This is a genomic window from Rhizobium subbaraonis (genome assembly GCF_900220975.1).
Lineage (GTDB): Bacteria > Pseudomonadota > Alphaproteobacteria > Rhizobiales > Rhizobiaceae > Mycoplana > Mycoplana subbaraonis.
In genome coordinates, this window is the sequence record NZ_OBQD01000001.1 from 347,653 (window position 1) to 368,548 (window position 20,896).

20 protein-coding genes are annotated in these 20,896 nt (G+C 65.2%); 11 read left to right on the forward strand and 9 right to left on the reverse strand.

Annotated elements, in window-relative coordinates; translation table 11 throughout:
* Nucleotides 1-73: 73 nt before the first annotated feature.
* Nucleotides 74-562, reverse strand: a complete 489-nt coding sequence (locus CRO48_RS01595) for a DUF1579 domain-containing protein (protein WP_097136063.1) — start codon at nt 560-562, stop codon at nt 74-76.
* A 147-nt stretch (nt 563-709) separates the two neighbouring features.
* Here CRO48_RS01595 and CRO48_RS01600 point away from each other — a divergent pair, with 147 nt between their 5' ends.
* The 5 genes from CRO48_RS01600 to CRO48_RS01625 all read left to right on the forward strand — a co-directional run bounded on the left by CRO48_RS01600 (nt 710) and on the right by CRO48_RS01625 (nt 6,696).
* Nucleotides 710-1,156 (forward strand): MarR family winged helix-turn-helix transcriptional regulator, encoded by a 447-nt coding sequence (locus tag CRO48_RS01600; protein WP_097136064.1) that lies wholly within the window; start codon nt 710-712, stop codon nt 1,154-1,156.
* Between the two features lie 408 nt (nt 1,157-1,564).
* On the forward strand, nt 1,565-2,575 hold the full coding sequence (locus tag CRO48_RS01605; protein WP_097135767.1) for a ligase-associated DNA damage response exonuclease: 1,011 nt from the start codon (nt 1,565-1,567) through the stop codon (nt 2,573-2,575).
* Between the two features lie 427 nt (nt 2,576-3,002).
* On the forward strand, nt 3,003-4,640 hold the full coding sequence (locus tag CRO48_RS01615; RefSeq protein ID WP_097135770.1) for a cisplatin damage response ATP-dependent DNA ligase: 1,638 nt from the start codon (nt 3,003-3,005) through the stop codon (nt 4,638-4,640).
* Nucleotides 4,641-4,883: 243 nt separating this feature from the next.
* The gene (locus CRO48_RS01620) at nt 4,884-5,696 is read left to right on the forward strand and encodes a nickel-binding protein (protein WP_097135772.1); all 813 of its coding nucleotides are present in this window, start codon (nt 4,884-4,886) and stop codon (nt 5,694-5,696) included.
* Between the two features lie 211 nt (nt 5,697-5,907).
* Nucleotides 5,908-6,696: a L,D-transpeptidase gene (locus CRO48_RS01625; protein ID WP_097135774.1), complete on the forward strand. Its 789-nt coding sequence runs from the start codon at nt 5,908-5,910 to the stop codon at nt 6,694-6,696.
* A 59-nt stretch (nt 6,697-6,755) separates the two neighbouring features.
* Here CRO48_RS01625 and CRO48_RS01630 read toward each other — a convergent pair whose 3' ends face one another.
* The 3 genes from CRO48_RS01630 to CRO48_RS01640 all read right to left on the reverse strand — a co-directional run bounded on the left by CRO48_RS01630 (nt 6,756) and on the right by CRO48_RS01640 (nt 9,597).
* Nucleotides 6,756-7,133: a response regulator gene (locus tag CRO48_RS01630; protein ID WP_097135776.1), complete on the reverse strand. Its 378-nt coding sequence runs from the start codon at nt 7,131-7,133 to the stop codon at nt 6,756-6,758.
* Nucleotides 7,130-9,034, reverse strand: coding sequence for a sensor histidine kinase (locus CRO48_RS01635; protein WP_097135778.1), 1,905 nt, complete (start codon nt 9,032-9,034; stop codon nt 7,130-7,132). The genes CRO48_RS01630 and CRO48_RS01635 overlap by 4 nt, the downstream gene beginning before the upstream one ends.
* A gap of 71 nt (nt 9,035-9,105) precedes the next feature.
* The gene (locus CRO48_RS01640) at nt 9,106-9,597 is read right to left on the reverse strand and encodes a MarR family winged helix-turn-helix transcriptional regulator (RefSeq protein WP_245423381.1); all 492 of its coding nucleotides are present in this window, start codon (nt 9,595-9,597) and stop codon (nt 9,106-9,108) included.
* 106 nt (nt 9,598-9,703) lie between these two features.
* On the opposite strand from CRO48_RS01640, the gene CRO48_RS01645 reads away from it, so the two are divergent.
* From CRO48_RS01645 to CRO48_RS01655, 3 genes are all read left to right on the forward strand, one after another.
* A complete protein-coding gene (locus CRO48_RS01645; protein ID WP_097135782.1) occupies nt 9,704-10,126 on the forward strand; it encodes an organic hydroperoxide resistance protein in 423 nt (140 codons plus the stop codon).
* 105 nt (nt 10,127-10,231) lie between these two features.
* Nucleotides 10,232-10,615, forward strand: coding sequence for an MbcA/ParS/Xre antitoxin family protein (locus tag CRO48_RS01650; RefSeq protein ID WP_097135784.1), 384 nt, complete (start codon nt 10,232-10,234; stop codon nt 10,613-10,615).
* The gene (locus CRO48_RS01655) at nt 10,575-11,336 is read left to right on the forward strand and encodes an RES family NAD+ phosphorylase (protein ID WP_097135786.1); all 762 of its coding nucleotides are present in this window, start codon (nt 10,575-10,577) and stop codon (nt 11,334-11,336) included. The genes CRO48_RS01650 and CRO48_RS01655 overlap by 41 nt, the downstream gene beginning before the upstream one ends.
* A 59-nt stretch (nt 11,337-11,395) precedes the next feature.
* Here the strand turns inward: CRO48_RS01655 and CRO48_RS01660 are convergent, their stop codons facing one another.
* Together CRO48_RS01660 and CRO48_RS01665 are read right to left on the reverse strand one after the other, a co-directional pair.
* Nucleotides 11,396-12,928 (reverse strand): ABC-F family ATP-binding cassette domain-containing protein, encoded by a 1,533-nt coding sequence (locus CRO48_RS01660; protein ID WP_097135788.1) that lies wholly within the window; start codon nt 12,926-12,928, stop codon nt 11,396-11,398.
* 312 nt (nt 12,929-13,240) lie between these two features.
* Nucleotides 13,241-13,915: a YoaK family protein gene (locus tag CRO48_RS01665; RefSeq protein WP_097135790.1), complete on the reverse strand. Its 675-nt coding sequence runs from the start codon at nt 13,913-13,915 to the stop codon at nt 13,241-13,243.
* Nucleotides 13,916-14,292: 377 nt separating this feature from the next.
* Here CRO48_RS01665 and CRO48_RS01670 point away from each other — a divergent pair, with 377 nt between their 5' ends.
* A complete protein-coding gene (locus CRO48_RS01670; protein WP_097135792.1) occupies nt 14,293-15,372 on the forward strand; it encodes a GSCFA domain-containing protein in 1,080 nt (359 codons plus the stop codon).
* A complete protein-coding gene (locus CRO48_RS01675) occupies nt 15,365-16,096 on the forward strand; it encodes a hypothetical protein (RefSeq protein ID WP_097135794.1) in 732 nt (243 codons plus the stop codon). Before CRO48_RS01670 ends, CRO48_RS01675 begins: the two co-directional genes overlap by 8 nt.
* 78 nt (nt 16,097-16,174) lie before the next feature.
* Here CRO48_RS01675 and CRO48_RS01680 read toward each other — a convergent pair whose 3' ends face one another.
* A complete protein-coding gene (locus tag CRO48_RS01680) occupies nt 16,175-17,728 on the reverse strand; it encodes a helicase HerA-like C-terminal domain-containing protein (protein WP_097136065.1) in 1,554 nt (517 codons plus the stop codon).
* Nucleotides 17,729-17,944: 216 nt separating this feature from the next.
* Here CRO48_RS01680 and CRO48_RS01685 point away from each other — a divergent pair, with 216 nt between their 5' ends.
* Nucleotides 17,945-18,328 carry a hypothetical protein gene (locus CRO48_RS01685; RefSeq protein WP_097135796.1) on the forward strand — a complete coding sequence of 128 codons (384 nt, stop codon included), beginning with the start codon at nt 17,945-17,947 and terminating at the stop codon, nt 18,326-18,328.
* 77 nt (nt 18,329-18,405) lie between these two features.
* Here the strand turns inward: CRO48_RS01685 and CRO48_RS01690 are convergent, their stop codons facing one another.
* Together CRO48_RS01690 and CRO48_RS01695 are read right to left on the reverse strand one after the other, a co-directional pair.
* Nucleotides 18,406-19,566, reverse strand: coding sequence for an MFS transporter (locus CRO48_RS01690; protein ID WP_097135798.1), 1,161 nt, complete (start codon nt 19,564-19,566; stop codon nt 18,406-18,408).
* A gap of 452 nt (nt 19,567-20,018) precedes the next feature.
* A complete protein-coding gene (locus tag CRO48_RS01695) occupies nt 20,019-20,849 on the reverse strand; it encodes an aldo/keto reductase (protein ID WP_097135800.1) in 831 nt (276 codons plus the stop codon).
* Nucleotides 20,850-20,896 lie beyond the last annotated feature (47 nt).

Sequence of the window (20,896 nt, forward strand, 5' to 3'; positions counted from 1 at the left end):
ATCCTCGTCCTACAAGGCTGCAACGCACTTTTGTGTCGCATGCCCGGCCGCAAAGCCTGCATGCCGCGCCCGCTCAAACAGGCAGGGGATGTTTCCGCCGCCAGTAGTGCACCTCCATCAGCTTCTCCCAGCCCTTTCCCGGCCGGTTCACCAGTGCGGTCATGGTGCGGTGGTTGTCGTCGATGAAGGTGATGATGTCCTGATAGGGCAAGTGCCGGCCTTCGCTTTCGAAGTCTGGTCCTTCGCTGTGTAGCGTCAGCACGTTGCCGGTCGGCTCCAGCGTCCCGTCATAGTGCCACAGATGCGCCATCATGGAGCCGATCCATGTGCCGATGTAGCGGTCGCGCGCCGCATCATAGCCGAGCGTCAGGAGTGTTTCGGCAGGCTCGCCGTCAGGCATCAGGCCGCGGCCCTCGCAGGCGATCCAGAGGCCGCCGATCCGCCGCACCCGTTCGGTCCAGGTGGGTTGAGCCGGCGGGGCCGTGATATCCGTGTCCGACACGTCCCAATCGCCGACGAGCCGTTCCAGCCAGCGATGCTGCGTGGTGATTTCTGCCTGCATGTTCGCCTCCCGGTCGCTGCGCGCTGTGCACGTCGCCAGCCTCATACCTATGTTCGATAATGGGTATTAACTGTGGAACGCACCATTCGTTTCAAGGCGACGATCGCCGTGCTTGACAAAACAAGGTTGATATCAACAGTAATGAGCATGAATTCGAATGTCACGCTTTCCCACGAGACCGCGCCGCATGTGCGCGACCACTGCCTTTGCCTGCATGCGCAACGCGCCGCCCGCGCGCTGGCGCGCAGGTTCGACGAGGCTTTTCGTCCGCTGGGGCTGACCAACGGGCAATTCTCGCTGATGATGGCGCTGAACAGGCCGGAGCCGCCGCCGATGGGACCGGTCGCAACCCTGCTGGCGATGGACCGGACGACGTTGACGGCGGCCGTCAAGCCGTTGCAGCGGCGCGGCCTTGTCGTCGTGACACCGGATGCGCGCGATCGTCGTGGCCGGCGCCTCGGCCTGACGGGGGAGGGGCACGACCTGCTTGCCCGCGCCCTGCCGATCTGGATTGCGAGCCATGACGCGCTCGAGGCGGAGATGACCGGCGTCGATATGGATGCCTTGCGCGCGGGACTGAAGGCGATCTCGTGAGGCGGACAATCTCGGCCGAGGGACATCGCTTCGACGTCGGACAAGCGGGAGTGGCAGGCTCCGGAGCCATTCCGGCGACCATAATCCAGCGAGTTGCCGCAGATCGGGACTGAGTGCTCTCCGGCTCTGCGCTGCTCGTGCTGCACTTTCGGGGTCGGGCCGGTGGCTCGGGCCGATGCCTCTGGACCGACAGTTCCGCGCCGCGGGACCGGCGGCAGCGAGCCTGCGCCGGCGTCCCCACGCTGCCGGCCTGAATTGTCCGCGCTGAACGGCCGGCGTTGGACGGCTCGCCCTGAACTGCCGCCCCTGAAATGAGCCCCTGAAATGAGCCCCTGAACTGAGCCCCTGAATTGCCGGTCCCGAACTGCGGCTCTGGCGGAATGCACAAATCTGCCTATCTTCTCCGACATGAAGCCAGACCAGCTGCTCTATCCCGCCCCCGCCGGCCTCTATTGCCCCGCCGGCGATTTCCATGTCGATCCGATGCGCCCGGTCGCCCGCGCCGTCATCACCCACGGCCACTCCGACCACGCCCGCGCCGGGCATGGCGCCGTGCTGGCGACCCGCGAGACGCTGGACATCATGGCGATCCGCTACGGGCCGGATTTCTGCGGTTCGGCGCAGGCGGCGGCCTTCGGGGAGACCATCGACCTTGCCGGGGTCAAGGTGTCGCTTCACCCAGCCGGCCACGTGCTCGGCTCGGCCCAGGTCGCGATCTCGACCAGCGGCACCCGCTTCTGCGTCTCCGGCGACTACAAGCGCAGCCCCGACCCCACCTGCACCCCTTACGAGCCGGTCGCCTGCGACGTCTTCATCACCGAGGCGACCTTCGGCCTGCCGGTCTTTCATCATCCCGACCCGAAGGGCGAGATCGCCAAGCTACTGACCTCGCTTCGGCAGTTTCCGGAACGCGCTCACCTCGTCGGCGCCTACTCGCTCGGCAAGGCGCAGCGGGTGATCCGTCTCCTGCGCGACTGCGGCTACGACCGGCCGATCCATATCCACGGCTCGCTGGCAAGGCTTTGCGATTACTACGTCTCGCGCGGGATCGATCTCGGCGAGCTGCGGCCGGCGACGCTTGAGAAGGGGGACACGACCGATTTTTCCGGCGCCGTCATCGTCGGCCCGCCCTCGGCCTTCGGCGAGCGCTGGGCGCGCCGCTTTCCCGATCCGCTTGTGGCCTTCGCTTCCGGCTGGATGATGGTGCGCCAGCGGGCGAAACAGGGCGGGGTCGAGCTGCCGCTCGTCATCTCCGACCATTGCGACTGGCCCGAGCTGACCGAAACCATCCGAGAGCTTGCGCCGTCGCAGGTCTGGGTGACGCACGGCCGTGAGGAGGCGCTGGTGCGCTGGTGCGAGCTCGCAAACATCCCCGCCCGCCCGCTGCATCTCGTCGGCTACGAGGACGAGGGGGATTGATGGTGGTTCAGGCTTGCATTGATGTCGGCGATAGACCCCGCGAAGTGGCCGCCCCCGCGTCCCCTCTCCCCGCCTGCGGGGAGAGGGCCAGGGGGAGGGGCAGCGTGAGCGGCAGGCACCGCCGCGCGCGCATCCGCCGGTGGCCAGTCGCTGCCGTCGCCTCCGCCCTTCGCCCCTCGTCCGCCTGCCGGCACCTTCTCCCCGCAGGCAGGGAGAAGGGCACACGCTGCGCGGGCTTCGCCCAGGCATCTGCCACAACGCCCGCCTCGAACTCGCTCATCTCCACATTCGGGGGGCGGTGGCCCCGCGGGCCGCATGGGGGGAGCTTCGCAGGGCAGGGAATGGCCAAGGGCGACGGGGCCTGTCGTGGCGGTGGGGCGGCGATTGCACCACCGGTTTGCCGCGCGGAAGAAAGGGCGGCCGCCCCATGAAAGCCTTTGCTGATCTCCTCGACCGCCTCGTGCTCACGCCCTCGCGTAACGGCAAGCTGAAGCTGCTCGCCGACTATTTCCGCACCGTTCCCGATCCCGATCGCGGCTACGGTCTGGCGGCGATCGCCGGCACCCTCGACCTGAAGAGCGTCAAGCCGGCGCTGCTCCGTGAACTGGTGCTCGAGCGGATGGACGAGGTGCTGTTTCGCTATTCCTACGACTACGTGGGCGACCTTGCCGAGACGATCGCGCTCGTCTGGGACCAGGAGCGGAAGGAACGGATCGACGGCGCCCACCAGCCGCGCCTGTCCGACGTGGTCGTCCGCATGAATGCGCTCGGCCGCACCGAGGTGCGCGCCGCCGTCCGCGACCTGCTCGACCGGCTCGATCCGTCGGCCCGCTTCGCCTTCATCAAGCTTGCCACGGGCGGCTTGCGCATAGGCGTGTCCGCCAGGCTCGCCAAGCAGGCGCTCGCCGATTTCTCCGGCTGTGACGTCACCGAGATCGAGACGCTGTGGCACGGGCTGGAGCCGCCCTACGAGCCGCTGTTCGCCTGGCTGGAGGGCAGGGCCGGGCGCCCGGTGCTGGCGACGCCGGCGATCTTCCATTCCGTCATGCTGGCAAACCCGGTCGGCGAGGGCGACCTCGACGGCCTCGATCCGGCCGACTTCGCCGCAGAGTGGAAATGGGACGGCATCCGCGTGCAGCTTTCGGCATCCGGCACCACGCGCCGCCTCTATTCCCGCTCCGGTGACGATATCTCGGCAGCCTTCCCGGATGTTCTCGGCGCCATGACCTTCGAGGGCGTCGTCGACGGGGAACTGCTGGTCGGCGGCACGGCCCGCTCCAACAGTGCGACCCGCACGTTCTCCGACCTGCAGCAGCGGCTGAACCGCAAGACGGTCAACGCCCGCATGCTGGACGACTATCCAGCCTTCGTGCGCGCCTACGACATCCTTTTCGACGGCGAGGCGGACGTGCGCCCCGAAAACTTCGCCACGCGCCGCGCAAGGCTGACCGATCTCATCGACCGTGCGCCGCACGACCGCTTCGACCTGTCGCCGCTCGTGCCTTTCGAAAGCTGGGCCGAGCTCGATGTGCTGCGCACCGCGCCGCCCGACCCGGTGATCGAGGGCGTGATGATCAAGCGGCTGGACAGCGCCTATCAGGCCGGCAGGCTCAAGGGGCCGTGGTTCAAATGGAAGCGCGACCCGTTCAATGTCGATGCAGTGTTGATGTATGCGCAGCGCGGCCACGGCAAGCGGTCCAGCTATTATTCGGACTTCACCTTCGGCGTCTGGGCGCACGCTCCGGAAAATGGGCCGGACGGCGACATGCTGGTGCCGGTCGGCAAGGCCTATTTCGGCTTCACCGACGCGGAACTGGAGGTGCTCGACCGCTTCGTGCGCAACAACACCGTCGAACGCTTCGGCCCGGTGCGTGCCGTTCGCGCCGAGCCCGATTTCGGCTTCGTGGTGGAGGTCGCCTTCGAGGGCATCAACCGCTCCACCCGCCACAAGTCGGGCGTCGCCATGCGCTTCCCCCGCATCGCCCGCCTGCGGCAGGACAAGCTGCCGCGGCAGGCCGACCGGCTGGAAACGCTGATGGCGTTGATCGAGGCGCGGGAGGGGTGAGCCGCCGCGCGGCGCGGACCGCCCGCTTCGGCTGAATTGCCCGCTACGGACACCGTCCATCGAGCTCTTCCGGCCCTCTCGCATGGCCGCTTCGGAAGGGGCGAAGACGGCTGGGCTGAGGGCGCCGTGCGGTTCGCATCCTGTCTCGGCCGGGCCGCAACGCCAACGCGATGGACGATGCACTGCCTCTGTCGTAAAATCCGCCCGGACATGCGACTGCGGTCCCAAACGGGGAGCAAGCGAATGCCGATATTCATGGACAGGCATGATCTGATAGGGGCGACGGCGGAGCAGGTGGCCGAAGCGCACCTGAAGGACCTCAGCATACAGGATCAGTACGGCGTCAAGTTCCTGACCTACTGGTTCGATCATCGCAACGGCCGCACCTTCTGCCTCATCGATGCGCCCGATGTCGAAACGGCGCAGTGCGTTCATCGCGAGGCGCACGGGTTTGTTGCCAGTGAAGTCGTGGAGGTGGCGCTATCCGCCGTCGAGGCTTTTCTGGGCCGGATCCATGATGTGCAACCTCCGGGAGACGGCGAGGCTGAGAGGGATGCCGGTCACCGGGTGGTCCTCTTCACCGATATCGTCGGCTCCACCGAGATGACCACGCGGCTGGGTGATCGCATGGCGACCGAACTCGTCAGGGCGCATGACGCACTCGTGCGCCGTTGTCTGACCCGCGCCTGCGGCCGCGAGGTCAAGCACACCGGCGACGGCATCATGGCGGCCTTCACCTCGTCGCTGGCCGCTGTCGATTGTGCCATGGATATTCAGCGCGAGTTCCGCCGGTTCAATGCCGATAATCCGGAGCAGATCCACATTCGAATAGGGTTGGATTGCGGCGAACCCGTCGAGGACAGCAACGATCTTTTCGGGGCCACCGTCCAGACCGCTGCAAGGCTGTGCGCTGCCGCAAGCTCCGACCAGATCCTCGTGTCCGAAAACGTCTTCCAGGAGTATGGTGCCGCGGACATCTTTGCCCGCGCCAGCGGCTATCGCCTGAAGGGGTTTGCAAAGCCGGTGCGGGCTCATCAGTGCAATTGGACGCACTGAGGCCGGAAGCCGCCGGTTGTTCTCTACGGGCCTTCGACCCGCTCATGGCCTTGCCTGACGGGACGCTGTTGATAATCCCGCCGCAAGCCCCGCGCCAGCCGGCCGTGCCACAATTGCGGCACGGTAAATGCGTTATCACGCCGCCAGGAATCGCGCCCGCCTTCGGTCCCTGCCAGCGCCATCGGAATTTCACGGACACGCCTCGCTGATCATGGCTTCAGAATTTCTCCTCTCCCGCCGGCGTCTTCTGCGCCTCTCCGGGCTTGCCGCGGTGTCTGGCCTGGCCGGCTGTACCTCGTCGATGAACACCGATCGTTTCCGCTGGGAAACCGAGCCCGTTTATCGAAATCCGGCGCTGGAAGGTGTTCCCGGCCCCATTCTCGAGGGCCGCGATCCCGACCAGGGGCCCTATGAAGAGGCGATGCTGCCGACCGGCATTCCCAATCTCGATCCGCAATATGCAGCGATCTACGATACCCGCATCGACGGCGGCTTCACCGTTCCGCAGGTGCCCTACCGCAAGATCGATGCCCGCTTCCTGCGCCACGAGGTCGAGGATCCGTTCGGCGAGGCACCGGGCACCATCATCGTCGATACCGCCAACCGTTACCTCTATTTCACGCTGCCCGGCGGCCGCGCCATGCGCTATGGCGTCAGCATCGGCCGCGAAGGTTTCGCCTGGAACGGTCGCGGCGTCATCCAGTGGAAGCAGGCCTGGCCGCGCTGGACACCGCCCGATTCGATGATCGAGCGCCAGCCGGAGCTGGCGAAATACTCCGCCCGCAAGGGCGGTATGGCGCCCGGCATCTCCAACCCCCTCGGCGCGCGCGCCCTCTACATTTTCCAGAACGGGCAGGATACGCTCTACCGCCTGCACGGCACGCCCGAATGGAAGTCGATCGGCCGGGCGGCCTCGTCGGGCTGCGTGCGCCTGATCAACCAGGACGTCATGGATCTCTACAGCCGCGTTCCCAACGGCTCGCCGATCGTCGTCATCTGATCGCAAGGCGGCGGATGCAGGAGCGGGAAGGCTCGGGCCTGTGAGCCCGGGCCGCACGCTCAGTCCGGCAGCAGTTCCTGCATCATGCTCAGGTGCTTGATGGTGAGCGGCTTCTCGAAATAGTTCTTCACGAAAGAGTAGCCCATGGCGCGCTCCCGGTCCGAGCCGAGATGGGAGCTGGTCAGCATGGCGACCACGGGCGCATGGACCTTGAAGCGGCTCGCATAGTGGTCGAGAAATTCGAAACCGTTCATCACGGGCATGTTGATGTCGAGGATGATCCCGTCCGGCGTCACCGTCTCCAGCAATGTCAGGGCTTCGGTGCCGTCGTGGGCCTTGAGGATTTTGATCGACGGGTCGAACTTGCGGATCGTGTATTCGCAAATGAACTGGTCGTTCTCGTCGTCATCGACCACCAGGATGGTTTTGAGCTTCATGTCCCTCCGTCCTCATTCGGCAGTTCCACGATGAAGCGGCTGCCTTTTTCTTTCGGCTCGTATGTCGCAGTTCCGCCGAGCGATTCGGCGCTCTTTTTCAGAATGTAGAGCCCCAATCCGCTGCCGAACGAACGGCTGGGATGCAAGCGCTTGAACATACGGAAGAGAAACTGGCGCTTTTCCTCCGGCACGCCGATGCCATTGTCCTCCACGATCAGCCGGACCGACCCCTGTCGCTCCTCAAGATAGATGTCCACCCGCGGCTCCGGCTCCAGGGGGTCATGGTACTTGATGGCGTTGGAAAGAAGGTTGCCGACGATGACCTCGAATTTCGACGGCTTATTGCGTATTGTCAATTGTGGGTCGACGTAGTTGCCGATCCGTACCCGGTTTTCGGTTTCCAGATTGGCCAGCGTGTCTGCCTGGCTCTGCACCACGTCGTGCACCGAAATCGTCTGGTCCTCTTCGTCCAGCAGCCGGTCGCGCGTCAGCACGATGATGTTCTGGATGAGCCCGTCCAGCCGGTTGAAGTTGCGCTCCATGCGCCCGAGCGTGCTGCCGAGCGCGTCGTACTCACCGTTCTCCAGCAGCTCGCGGGATATGTTCAGCAGGCCGATCGAGGAGGCGATCGGCGAGCGCAGGTCGTGCGATGTGCGGTAGGCGAACTCCTCCAGTTCCGCGTTGGCGGTCAGAAGCTGCTGTTCGAAGTGCTTTCGTTCGGAAATGTCACGGATGATGGCGGTGTAGATCGTGCCTTCGGACAGTTCGACGCGGGCGACGGAGATGTCGATGGGAACGGTGCTGCCGTCCTTGCGCCGGGCCTCCCGTTCGCCGCCTGCCAGAAGCTTGGTTCGCAGCACGTCGCCACCGGCGGCACGTTCGCCTTCCGGCAGCAGCATTTTGACGCTGCGCCCGATGAGTGTCGCGGGCGGGTATCCGAAGATCTGCTGGCATGCCGGGTTTGCCGACAGGATCGTTCCGTCCTCGCCGATGGTCAGGATGCCGGCGATGGCATGGTCGATTATGGCGGCGAGGCGTCGCTGGCTTTCGCCGAGAACGCTCGTGCTTTGCCGGTAGCGCTTCGAGTTCCAGTAGGAATAGGCAAGCAGCCCGACATAGATCGCGCCCGAGATCAGGATGAGGTTGAGGATGGTCGTAGCCGTGGTTGCAAGCGCTTCGGGCTGCTGCGGCAGTGGTGCAAGCATCTGGCTTTGCACTTTCACGTAGGCCAGCGACAGCAGCACCAGATAGGTGGTGACAGCGAGCGAGACGGCGATCGCGGTCCCGCGCCCGGCGCTGCGGGGGCCGGAATAGAGAATGCCGATGCCGATGGCCAGAAAGCAGGTTGCGCTCTGCAGCGACATCCGGGTGAAGGCGATCCAGTCATGCGCGCCTTCGAGGGCGATGATGTAGCCGACGAGCGACGTTGCGGCGATTATGACGCTGATATAGGCGCAGGCGAGCTGCAGCAGGTCCGTGCCGCCCCTCAGCGCCCGCAGCATGACGGCGAGGCTGGCGAGCATGAAGCAGAGCGCCGTATTCGGCGCGATCCGGCCCGGTACGCTGGTGCCGATGTCCACGAACGGTTGGTGGAACAGTTCGTCTATTCCAAGATCCAGCCCGAAGAGATGTTGAGACAGCGCCAGAGCGCCGTACACGAACACCGGCACTGTCAGCAGGATCGGCAGCACGTGATAGCGGGCGAGTGCCAGCAGGAAGGCGATGCCGATGAGCAGGAAGGCGAAGGCCGCGTTGAACTTCATCCCGAAGAAACCGGGATAGCGCTCGGCAAGCGATGCCGGTTCCGCCAGCCAGGTCGCCATCATGGCAACGCCGACCAGGACGCACCATAACCCTGCCAGGACGCCGGTTAGCTGAGAGTGCCGGTGCTCGCTCTGCATGCCACCTCCATCCCGCGTGACCGGCGCAGTTTAATCGAGCCGCCGCCTTTTCACAGGGGGTAGGCGTCGATTCAGACGGTATCCGGCGTTTGCTGGCCGCGCAGCCTGTCAGCCAGCGCCTGCAGCGAGGCGCCGAGCTGGTGCAGGTCGTCGGCCGCACAACCTGCTGCCCTGCCGATCTGCATCAGGATGCCGTGCGCCTCGTCCTTCATCTTTCGGCCCTTCGGCGTCAGCGTGATCAGCACCTGCCGCTCGTCGACGCGGTCACGCGTGCGCGCGATGTAGCCGCTTGCTTCGAGGCGCTTCAAAAGCGGCGACAGCGTGCCCGAATCCAGATGCAGTGCCTCGCCAAGGGCCTTCACCGTCTTGCCGTCGTCTTGCCACAGCGACAGCAGCACCAGATACTGCGGATAGGTGAGCCCGTAAGGATCGAGGAGCGGCTTGTAGGTGCGGTTGAATGCATGCGCGGCAGAATAGATGGCGAAACAGAGCTGGCGATCCAGCGCGAGGTTGGCGTCGTCTGCCATGGCCGGAGCAGGTGAGGGCGCAGGTTCGTTTTCCATGCGCCATTGTCGTCGCAAATCGCTCAAAATGCAATGTGCAAAATTATATTGCGCGCAATCTAATTCGGCGCTATAGGGTAGTCATCAACAACCAAGGAGACCTGACATGCCCATTCTCTACACCACCAAGGCATTTGCCACCGGCGGCCGCGCGGGCCATGGCGCGTCCGAAGACGGCGTCGTCGACGTCACCCTCACTGTGCCGAAGGAGCTGGGTGGCGACGGCGCCCGCGGCACCAATCCGGAGCAATTGTTCGCCACGGGCTATTCCGCCTGCTTCCTCGGCGCGCTGAAGTTCGTCGCCGGCAAGGAAAAGGTGAAGATCCCCGAGGACGCCAAGGTCACGGCGACCGTCGGCATCGGCCCGCGCGAGGATGGCGGCGGCTTCGGTATCGAGGCGGCCCTGCAGGTCTCCGTCCCCGGCGTCGACAAGGCCGTAGTCGAGGACCTGGTCAAGAAGGCGCATGTCGTCTGCCCCTACAGCCACGCCACGCGCGGCAATCTGGACGTCAAGACGACCGTCGTCTGAGCCGACTTCGCAGTCAAAGCCACAATCTCAAGGCCCGGCGTCAGCGCCGGGCTTTTCTTTGGAAAATTTTTCTCTATATTATTTCCAAGGAAAGGAGATGGTTCGATGCTCGCCGAAACCCGTTCGCAAGCACAGCAGGCCCAGGCCGAAACCGTGATGACCAAGGCGGTGGTTCGCGCATCCGAAGCCCTGGGGATGACCGCACGGGTGCTTTCAGCCGTCCTTGGCGTTTCGGAGGCAAGTGTCTCTCGCATGCGCCGGCAGGATTATTGCCTGGAGCGCGGCACCAAGCCTTTCGAGCTCGCCGTTCTCTTCATTCGCCTGTTCCGCTCGCTCGATGCCATCACAGGCGGCGACGAGGCGGTTGCCCGTGCCTGGATGTCGGCGGAAAACCGTCTCCTCGGCGCTCGCCCGATCGATCGCATCACCTCGATTTCCGGACTTGTTGATGTCCTTGCCTATCTGGACGCCCGCCGCGCTCTCGTCTGAGGCGCTGGCCTATGCCGGTCCCGTCTGGCGGCTGGTGGAGGCGCAGCATCGGGTCTCGACGCTGAAGCTCGTCGATACGCTGGAGGAACAGGGCCTGCTGGAAGAGCTGCTGGAGGAAAGCAAGCCGGTGCCGCCGCCCGAATGCGCCGGCCTCGACTATCTGCTGGCAACCCCCTTTCGCTACGGCGCGATATATCCGCACGGCTCACGCTTCCGCAGGGCAGGGCGCACGCCGGGCGTCTTCTATGCCGCCGAGGCCGTCACGACGGCTCTGGCCGAAATGGCCTTTTACCGATTGCTGTTCTACGCCGAATCCCCGCAGACGCCCTATCCGGCCAATGCGGCCGACTTCACCGCCTTTTCCGCCTCGGTGGCAACAGACGCCGCTCTCGACCTGACGCGCGCCCCGCTTGACCGTGACGCCGCTTTCTGGACCGAGCCGACCGACTATGCCGCCTGCCAGGCCCTTTCCGACGCCGCCCGCGACGCCGGCATTGCGGTGATCCGCTACGTCTCCGTCCGCGATCCGGGGCGCGGGGCGAATGTCGCGCTGCTCTCGGCTGCCGCCTTCGCGGCGCCGAGGCCGATGGAACGCCAGACCTGGCGCATCCGCCTTTCCGCCCGCGGCGTCCAGGCGATCTGCGAGTTCCCGCCCGCGCGCGTCGAATTCACGCGCGCAGACTTCGGCAGCGATCCCCGTCTTGCTGTCCCCGGCCAATAGCCGGACCTCCGTCCCCCCCCCCCCCCCCCCCCCCCCCCCGCAGCCGGCAACGGCTTTACTCAACCCGCTGCCGCCTCCCGGAAGAAGGTCTCGGCATCCTCGACCTCGACCAGTCGCCGTCGCTCGATGACCCAGAAGCGGTTGGCGACGGCGCGGACGAAGCTGCGGTCATGGGAGACGAACAGGCAGCTTGCCTGCTGCGCCATCAGCTCGCGCTCCAGCGCTTCCTGCCCCTCGATGTCGAGATGGTTGGTCGGCTCGTCGAGCAGGTAGAAATTCGGCTCGGCGAGGCGCAGCACCAGCATGCCGAGCCGCGCCTTCTGCCCGCCCGAGAGCCTGCCGACCGGTTGCCCCTGCATCTCGATCGCAATTCCAATTCCGGCAAGGAGCGAGCGCGCGCGCTGGTCGCCCACCGAAAAGCGCCTGACAATGGCGCCGTGCGGCGTGTCGTCGTCGGCAAGATCGGCCAGCGCCTGGTCGCCATAGCCGAGCACGAGCGAGGGCGTCTTCTTGATGCCGAAAGGTGCAGTAGCCGGCTCCCCATCGCCGCCGATCGCGGCCCGCAGCGCGTTCACGAGCCGGGTCTTGCCGGCGCCGTTGCGCCCGAGAAGCACGATACGGTCGCCCTGGCAGATGAACTGGCGGCCGGTCCTGAACAGCGCCGTTCCGTCCGGCGTGGCGATCTGCGCGTCCTCCAGCGTCACCAGCACCCTGGCGTGCGTGCCGCGATTGGACAGCCGGATCGCCCCGGCGGAGCGCTCCAGATGCGCCGGCCTTGCAGTCTCCTCCAGCCGTTCGGCGCGCTGCTTCAGCTGCTTGGTCTTGACGACGAGCAGGTCGGAGCCGGAATTGATGCCGATATTGTTGAGCTTCGCTGCCTGTTGGCGCAGCTGCTGCGCCTGCTTCATGTCGCGCTGGTAGCGCCGCTCGTCGGATGCGTCGGCCGCGTCGATAGCCTCCCGCGCCTGGGAATAGGGCAGCGCGAAGGTCTGTGACTTCTCCGGACGAAGGAAGAGCGTCCGATTGGTCGTGGCGTCGAGGAAGGCGCGGTCGTGGCTGGCGATGACGACGGGAACGTCGCGCGGCAAAGCGTTCAGCCATCCCTCCAGTTGCAGGATGCGGGTGAGGTCCAGATGGTTCGTGGGCTCGTCGAGAAGCAGCACGTCCGGCTCTCGCACCCATGTTCGGGCCAGCAGGGCCAGCCGCTGCCAGCCGCCGCTCAGTTGCGACAGGGGGCGTTCGCGAAGCGTTTCAGGCACCTCCATCGTTTCCAGGACGACGTCCACGCGCCAGCTTTCGTGTTCGGCCTGGTCGGCCGGAAGCGCGTCGAGCACGGCAGCGCGGAAGCTCGCGCCGGACAGGGCGGCCGGCAAGGTCTGCTCGACATGGCCGACGGTCAGCCCGCGTGATCGCGTGATCTCGCCTTCGCCCGGTTCCAACAGACCGGAAATGCAGCGCAAAAGCGTGGACTTGCCGCGCCCGTTGGCGGCAACGAGCCCGATGCGGTCGCCGGCGTTGATGGAAAGGTTGAGGCCGGAAAACAGTGGCGCACCGAGGGTGACGCCGAGATTGCGTAGAGTAATGAGTGCCATGATCGATCCCTGATCATCGTCCGAGCGATCGCCGCATCGAGGGCATCAGCCATCATCGAAGCGGGCGCGTTGAGGCTCGGAAGCATTGGAATTGCGCGCGTCAAGAAAGACGCCGCGCTGCCATCAGGGGCAAACCAGGCAGGTTATGGAAAACGGTCTCTGGTCAGCCCTGCAAACGCATTTGCAGGGCACGATCGGGACCATGCGAAAGATTGGGCAGAAAATCGAATCTCACGTCCGCCCTCCTTTTCGGCTACCGTTGAGGAGGGCTTGATAGCATCGAACCCGCCACTTTTCAACGTCGCCGCTTGCTCAGCGCGCAAGGAAGCGCACCGACCAGCGCCGCGGAATGAGGATCGATGCCGCCGTGACGAGTGCGGCGACGATGAACGGCGCCCAGTTCGCCGCGGCCGTCACGTTCAGTTGAAGGGCCGCACCGGTAACGGCGCCCGCGATCATGCCGGCCCACGGCACGAGCTGGATCAGCCAGGACCTGTCGCGCACGCCGAGGATCCAGCGGCCCAGTCCCCGCCCGAAGCGCGAGAGCGCACCGGTGACATAGGTGAGCCCGATCGACAGCCCCTCGATCTGCTCGATCGCCGCATTGACCGTGCCCATGGCCAGGATGAGAAGCAGGAAGCGCACCTCCTGCTGCGCCGGCACCAGCGCCGAGGCGGCGAGCAGGGCGGTCACGCACAAAAGTACGCCGGCGGACTGGAAGCGGCTGGCGATCAGCACCCCGCCGCAGTTGCCGAGCACGAAAACCGCAAGCCCCGTCAGAAGCAGCACGGCCCGGGCGGTGTCGCCGGCGGCGATCGCCACGGCGGTGCGCGTGGTATTGCCGCTCATGAAGGAGACGAAGTCGCCCACCGCCATCAGGCCGATCGCGTCGGTCATGCCGGCCAGGAACGCGATCGCCGCAACAAGCGCCACGCCGACGGCGCTTCGTTGACGTCTGATCAGGCGACGGCGACGTGCAACCGTCATCAGGCGGCCCGCTCGTTCGCCCGGCTCTCACCGCGAGCCGGCGTGGAAAGCTTGCCGGCATCAGCGGCAAGGGGCATCGGCAGGAAAGGCATTCGTCGTGTGTCTCGGAAAGCTGGAATGAAAAACAAACGCGCTGGTCGCAGGCGACAGCCCCTAAAGAGGATCACGAAAATCCGTCCGGCGAAAGCCTTCCGTTTGGAAGAAATGCTTGTCGGGCTTGCAGAAGGCGGAGTCCATCGACGGAAAAGCCCCGCGCAAGCGTTCCGGTTCTTTATGGGCGCGGCTGCACGGGATTCCTGAGCCCGCCTTGAACAAAGGCGAAGCGCTTCAAGTCGTTCCGGCGACGCATCTGCAACTTTTTCGAGACATGCCCGTCAATGAACGCACACGAGAGAATGGCCAGCAACCCCTATGTCGGTCTCGAAGACCGCGCGATCTGGCGCAAGGCCGTTGCAGAATCGCACGCCTTGCAGCTGACAGGGCTCTACCGGAAGAAGTTTCCAATCGCCGCCGACGCGCGCATCGCCACCGCGGGCAGCTGCTTTGCTCAGAACATCGCGAAGGCCCTCAAGCGGAACGGGTTCAACTTCTGCGACTTCGAGCCGAGGCCCCCGCTCTTTCCTGCCGAACAAGCGCTGGTATATAACTACGGGGTCTACTCCGCCAGGTACTGCAATATCTATACGGCGCGTCAGTTGCTCCAGGTCTTCGATCGGGCGTATGGCGCGTTTGTGCCGGAGGAGAAGGCCTGGGTTCGCGGCGGCGGCCATGTAGATCCCTTTCGTCCGCTTCTCGAGCCCGAGCCGTTCGGAAGCATTGCGGAGTTGGAGCGCTCACGGCAGTCGCATTTCGACGCCGTGCGGGAGATGTTCGAAAAGCTCGACGTGTTCATGTTCACGCTTGGGTTGACGGAGGCCTGGGTATCTAGAAGCGACGGAGCGGTGTTCCCTGTCTGCCCGGGTACGGTTGCGGGTGCTTTCGATCCCGCTAGCTATGAGTTCAGGAACTTCAATTACTTTGAGATATTCGAGGATCTCATCGCCTTTTTTGGCAAGGTGAGAACGGTAAATCCGCGAGCGAAGTTTCTGCTGACCGTATCTCCCGTTCCGTTGACGGCGACCAAGTCAGACAATCACGTGCTCGTTGCGACGACCTATTCGAAATCGGTTCTGCGTTCGGTCGCCGGCCACCTTGCAACAGAAATCGACTTCGTCGACTATTTCCCGTCCTATGAGATTATCGCCGCTCCTTCGATGCGGGGCATGTTTTACGATCCCAATCTCCGCACCGTGAACGCTGCCGGCGTCGATTACGTCATGTCGCATTTCTTCCGTGAACATCACGCCACCCCCGTCGACAACCCGGTGCGCGAAGCGCAGGGCGCGGCCGCCCTGGCCGGCGATCTCGAGGCGACCTGCGAGGAGATGCTGCAGGCGCAGGAGCTCGGCTATGCTTGAGATCGTGGGCGATTCGCACACCAACGCCCTCATCGAGGCGGCCGGAAAGTTCCGTCAGGAAAAGCGCTTGGTCTCCCGCCACGGGGAGATCCGGATGGGGCAGCTCGGATATGGCTATCATTTTCTCGAGCCGTTCTTCGCCTGCGAAGGCGAGGATGTCCGCTTCACGCAGGATGTGGCCAGCACTGTATTCGCGAAGCTCAACCCCGACGGCCCGCATGTCATCCGGCCGAATGACGCCCGCCGGTTCGTCTTCGTGTTCGGCCTTTACCCGAGCTTCGGCTTCAATGCCGAGCATTGGCAGGCGCATACGCCGGCCATCGAGGCGAACGGACGCCAGTTCGTCTCGACAAGCGCCTTCACGGCCATTGTCGACCAGATCGTGAAGCCGCCGCTTGCCTTCTTCGAGCGGCTGCAGGCCATGAATGTCCGTTTCTCGGTGGCGTCCTGTTGCCCGATTCCTGCGAGCTACAGCAGGCTGGCAAGAAAGACGAACTTCATCGATGGCGAAATCGCCCTCATCTACAGCCGCTTCCGCGACCACGTGTGCCGTAAGCTGGATCGGATGGGCGTCGTCTATCATCTGCCGCCGGCAGAGATCTATGACGATGGCGGCTCGATGCTGGACAAGTACGCCAAGTCGCCGGCCGACTACCATGCAAATGCGGCCTATGGCAGCCTCATGCTTGCCAAGATCCTGCGAGAAGTCGACCAGCTTGCCTGACCGACGCGCGGGATGGGAGCGCATCTGCCGCCCCGCATCGCTTCACGGAAGTCAAAGGCAAGCCGATCCGGCTCGCGACTAGCGCCGCAGGCTGCCGAGAATGCCGCGCACGATCGCCCGGCCGAGCGAGTTGGCGACGCTGCGGGCGGCCGACTTCATCGCCGCTTCGACGACGGTTTCGCGCTGGTAGCCGGAGCGGCCCTTGGGCTTGCCGGGCGTCGAGGCTTGCTGGGGGTCGTCGCCGAAGCCGGGCAGCGTCCATCGGCTGCCGCCGTTCTCCTGCGGCGCTTCCGCCTCCTGCGCCTCGGCCTGCTGCTGTTCCTCCAGCTTCCTGGCGCGGGCGGCCAGGATCTCATAGGCGGACTCGCGGTCGAAGTCTTCGTCATAGAGGCCGGCGACGGGGCTCACCTTCATCACCTGCGCGCGCTCGGCGTCCGTCAGCGGCCCGACGCGCGAGGCCGGCGGGCGGATGAGGGTGCGCTCGACCATCGACGGTACGCCCTTGCCCTCCAGCGTGGAGACCAGCGCTTCGCCGGTGCCGAGCTCGGTGATGACGGTGGCGCAGTCAAAATCCGGATTCGGCCGGAATGTCTCGGCCGCCGTCTTCACAGCCTTCTGCTCGCGCGGCGTGTAGGCGCGCAGCGCGTGCTGCACGCGGTTGCCGAGCTGGGCGAGCACGGTCTCGGGCACGTCGAGCGGATTCTGCGTGACGAAATAGACACCGACGCCCTTGGAGCGGATCAGGCGGACGACCTGCTCGACGCGCTCGACCAGCACCTTCGGCGCATCCTTGAACAGCAGATGCGCCTCGTCGAAGAAGAAGACGAGCCGTGGCTTTTCCGGGTCGCCCACCTCGGGCAGTTCCTCGAATAGCTCCGAAAGCAGCCACAATAGGAAGGTGCCGTACAGGCGGGGGTTCATCATCAGCTTGTCGGCGGCCAGCACCGAGATCGCGCCGCGCCCGTCATTGGTGGTGCGCATGATGTCGGAGATCTTCAGCGCCGGCTCGCCGAAGAAGTGCTCGGCGCCCTGCTGCTCGAGGATCAAGAGTTCGCGCTGGATCGAGCCGACCGAGGCCTTCGAGATGAAGCCGTACTGGTTGGAAAGCGCGCTCGCGTTGTCGCCCATATATTGCAGCAGCGCCTGCAGGTCCTTCAGGTCGAGCAGCGGCAGGCCGCCCTGGTCGGCGATCTTGAAGGCGATGTTGAGGACGCCTTCCTGCGCATCCGTGGCGTTCATCAGCCGCGAAAGGAGCAGGGGACCCATCTCCGTCATGGTCGCGCGCACCCGATGGCCCTTTTCGCCGTAGAGGTCCCAGAAGATCACCGGGAATTCCTGGAAGTCGTAGGGCTGAAGACCGATCTCCTCGGCGCGCTTGAGCAGGAAGTCCTTCGCCTCGCCGATCGCGCCGATGCCGGAAAGGTCGCCCTTCACGTCGGCGCAGAACACCGGGACGCCGGCATTGGAGAAGCCCTCGGCGAGAATCTGCAGGGTGATCGTCTTGCCGGTGCCGGTCGCGCCGGTGACGAGGCCGTGCCGGTTGCCGAACTTCAGTTCGAGATATTCCGGTGCGTTGATCGAATCGTCCGGCTTGCGGCTGGTGCCGATGTAGAGCTTGCCGTCCTGCAGTATCGTCTCGCTCACAGTGTATCTCCCTTGTGCGCGCCCGGCGGCGCCGCGCGAAATCGTCATTGAATCGTAGTGCCGACTTTATAAGGTGAAAAGGGAACTTCAACACCTGTGATGAACCGGCGTGACGACGTAGAATAGCACCTTGCCATGCTTGAGTTCATTGGCTGATTCATTTAACGTTGACGTTAACGTCAAAATCATACCGGAGGCTTTCCCATGAACGATCTCGTCAACCGCGTGGCCGACAATGTCGGCATCGATCCCGTCATCGCAGAAAAGGCCATCGGCATGATGCTCGGCTTCCTGCAGCGCGAGGCGGCCGACGGGCCGGTTGCAAGGATGATCGAGGCCATTCCCGGCGCCTCCGATCTGGTGGCCCAATACAACGGCGAGGGCTCGGGCGGTCTGCTCGGCGGCCTGATGAACGCCATGGGCGGCGGGGTCATGGCGCTCGGCCAGCAGTTGATGAGCCAGGGCCTCGGCATGAGCGAGATCACCGGGCTCGCCAAGGAGACCCTTGCCGTCGCGCGCGAACATGCCGGTGACGAGGTCGTCGACGAGGTCGTCGCTTCGGTGCCGGGCCTCAGCCAGTTCGTGTGATTTTCAGGTTGCTCTGATTTGTCGGTTTATCCGGATTGATGTGTCCGGCCGGGCGAAAGGTCCGGCCGGACAAGCACTTATCGGCGCTTGCCGAGCACGAAGGCGGCGGTGAAGACGCTTAGGGCGGCGCCGACCGACAGCGGTCCCGCCTGCGGGCCGCCGATTTCCATGATGGCGCCGGTCAGGCTCGATCCGGCGCCGCTGCCGACCGCATAGGTCAGCGAGTAGGCGGCACTGCCCGCGACGAGCATGCCCCCGCGGAAGTTTTCACCGAGCATCGTCAGTGCGCAGGTATAGAGCGAGAAACTGGCCGCCCCGATCATGGCAAAGGCTGCGAGGATCAGCGCCGGCGTCTCGATGAAGGGGATGGCGAGGTAGCTCAGCGCCGCGACGAACGCCGTCCCGACGGCGACGCTGTGGCGCGGCAGGCGGTCGAGCGCATAGCCGATCAGGGGCTGCGCCAGCGCCGTCGGCAGCGCCAGCACGGTCACGCTGAGGGCGGCGAAAGCTTCCGAATGCCCCGTCTTGACGAAGTAGACAGGCATGGACGAAATCGCCGCGATGTCGGCAAAGCCGAAGGCGAAGACCATCGCCACCAGCATCGGCGCATGGCGGAAGAAGGCGAACAGGTCGCGCGTCGAGGACGGTTCGGGCACCGTGCGGGTGGACACCATCAAAAGCGCGGTGGCGAAGGCGACCAGCGCCAGATAGACCGCCGTCAGCGCGAAGCCGAAGCCGCCGGCGGTGCCGAACAGCGGAATGGCGAGCGGGCCGGCGGCAAAGCCGGCGCAGATCGCAGCCCCGTAGATGCCCGAAATCCGCCCGCGCAAGCGATCGGGGCAGGCGACGTTCAGCCAGGCTTCGCTGAGCATGAAGATCAGGCTGGCACAGAAGCCGAGCAGGAAGCGCGCCACGAACCAGACGGCGATCGACGAGAATGTGGCGAAGGCGGCAAGGCAGAGCGAGCAGCCGACCAGCCCCGCGATGATCAGGTGCTGGGCGCGGAAGCGCTGCGTCAGCTGCCCGAGCATCAGCGTCGCCGCCGCAAGCCCGAGCGCGAAGCCGACGGCATTGATGCCGATCATGGTCGAGGAAACACCGCGCCCTTCCAGCACCAGCGAGATCAGCGGATAGGTGACGCCCTGCGCCACCGAAAACGCCGTGACGCCGAGAACGACGGCGACGATCGCCGGCCAGTCGGGCGCGCTGTGCGCCGCAAGCTCCTGATGTGTCTGCATGATGGATTCCCGCGCGGCGCGACCTGCGGCCGGACCCCATGCATATCCCCCGCCATCGCATTTGGGAAGAGCAGGCGGAGCGGGACGGAGCGGCGCCGTTCCGGTCCGGTCCGGTCCCGCGCCGAACCCCGCCCTGTCCCGCCGCCCAATTCGCGCCCCCGCTCACCGCCCCGTCTCGTCACCGGTCGGCACACCCTCCACCGTCATGCCGGCCTTGAGCCGGCATCCAGCCGCGCAAGTCCTTGCTCGGTAAAGCATTTCTAGCGCCGCCGACGCGGCGGTGCTGGACCCCGGATCAAGCCAGGGGTGACGGAATGAGGAGGGCGGGTCTCCACACGCTCGTCTTCGGCACAAGGCGGACAAGCCCGAGGTTGCAGGAGCTTCGCGGACTGTCGACGAACGCAGCCGGCGAATATCCCGACCGCCCGTCGTCGGATCGACGGGAGCGATTCCTATGCCGCGTCCCATCGTGGCGCCAGTCCGTCCGGGCTGACGATCCGGCCACCGGGTTGGGCAAGCGTGTGGATCGCCGCCATTTCCTCGGCGGAGAGGGAGAAATCGAAGATGCCGAGGTTCTCCTTCAGCCGGGTGGCCGTCGCGGTCTTCGTCAGCGCCGCGACGCCCGGCTGCTGGATCAGCCAGCGCAGGGCTGCCTGTGCTGCCGTCCTGCCGTGGCGGGCGCCGATCTCCTGTAGCACCTCGTCGTTCGGCACCTTTCCGTCCGCCATCGCGAAATAGGCGGTGATCGAAAGACCGAGCGCCCGGGCGGCGGCGATCACTTTCGTCTGGTCGAGATAGGGATGGTACTCGACCTGGTTGGTCGCAAGCGGCGCCGGGCTGAGGGCGGCGGCTTCCGTCATCAGCGCTGTCGTGAAATTGCTGACGCCGATATGCCGCGCCTGGCTCTTTTCGCGCACGCGGTTGAGCGCCTCGATCTGGTCGGCGAGCGGAACCGCCTCGTTCGGCCAGTGCAGCAGCAGAAGGTCGACATGGTCGGTCTGAAGTTTCCGCAGGCTTTCTTCCACCGAGGCCTGGAAGGCATCGCCGCGGTAGTTGTCGACCCAGACCTTTGTGGTCAGGAAGATCGCGTCGCGGGCTATTCCGGAGGCCTTGATTGCCGCGCCGACGGCTGCCTCGTTGCCATAGATCTGAGCGGTGTCGACGTGGCGGAAGCCGGTGTCGATCGCCTTGGGCAGGATGTCCAGCACCTGATCCTCGGGCATGCGGAAGGTGCCGAAGCCGAGCTGGGGGATATTGGCGCCGTTAGCGGGAATGATGTTCATGTCGATTTGTCCTTGTTGCTGTCGTGATCCGGCGCGTAAAGCCCGCG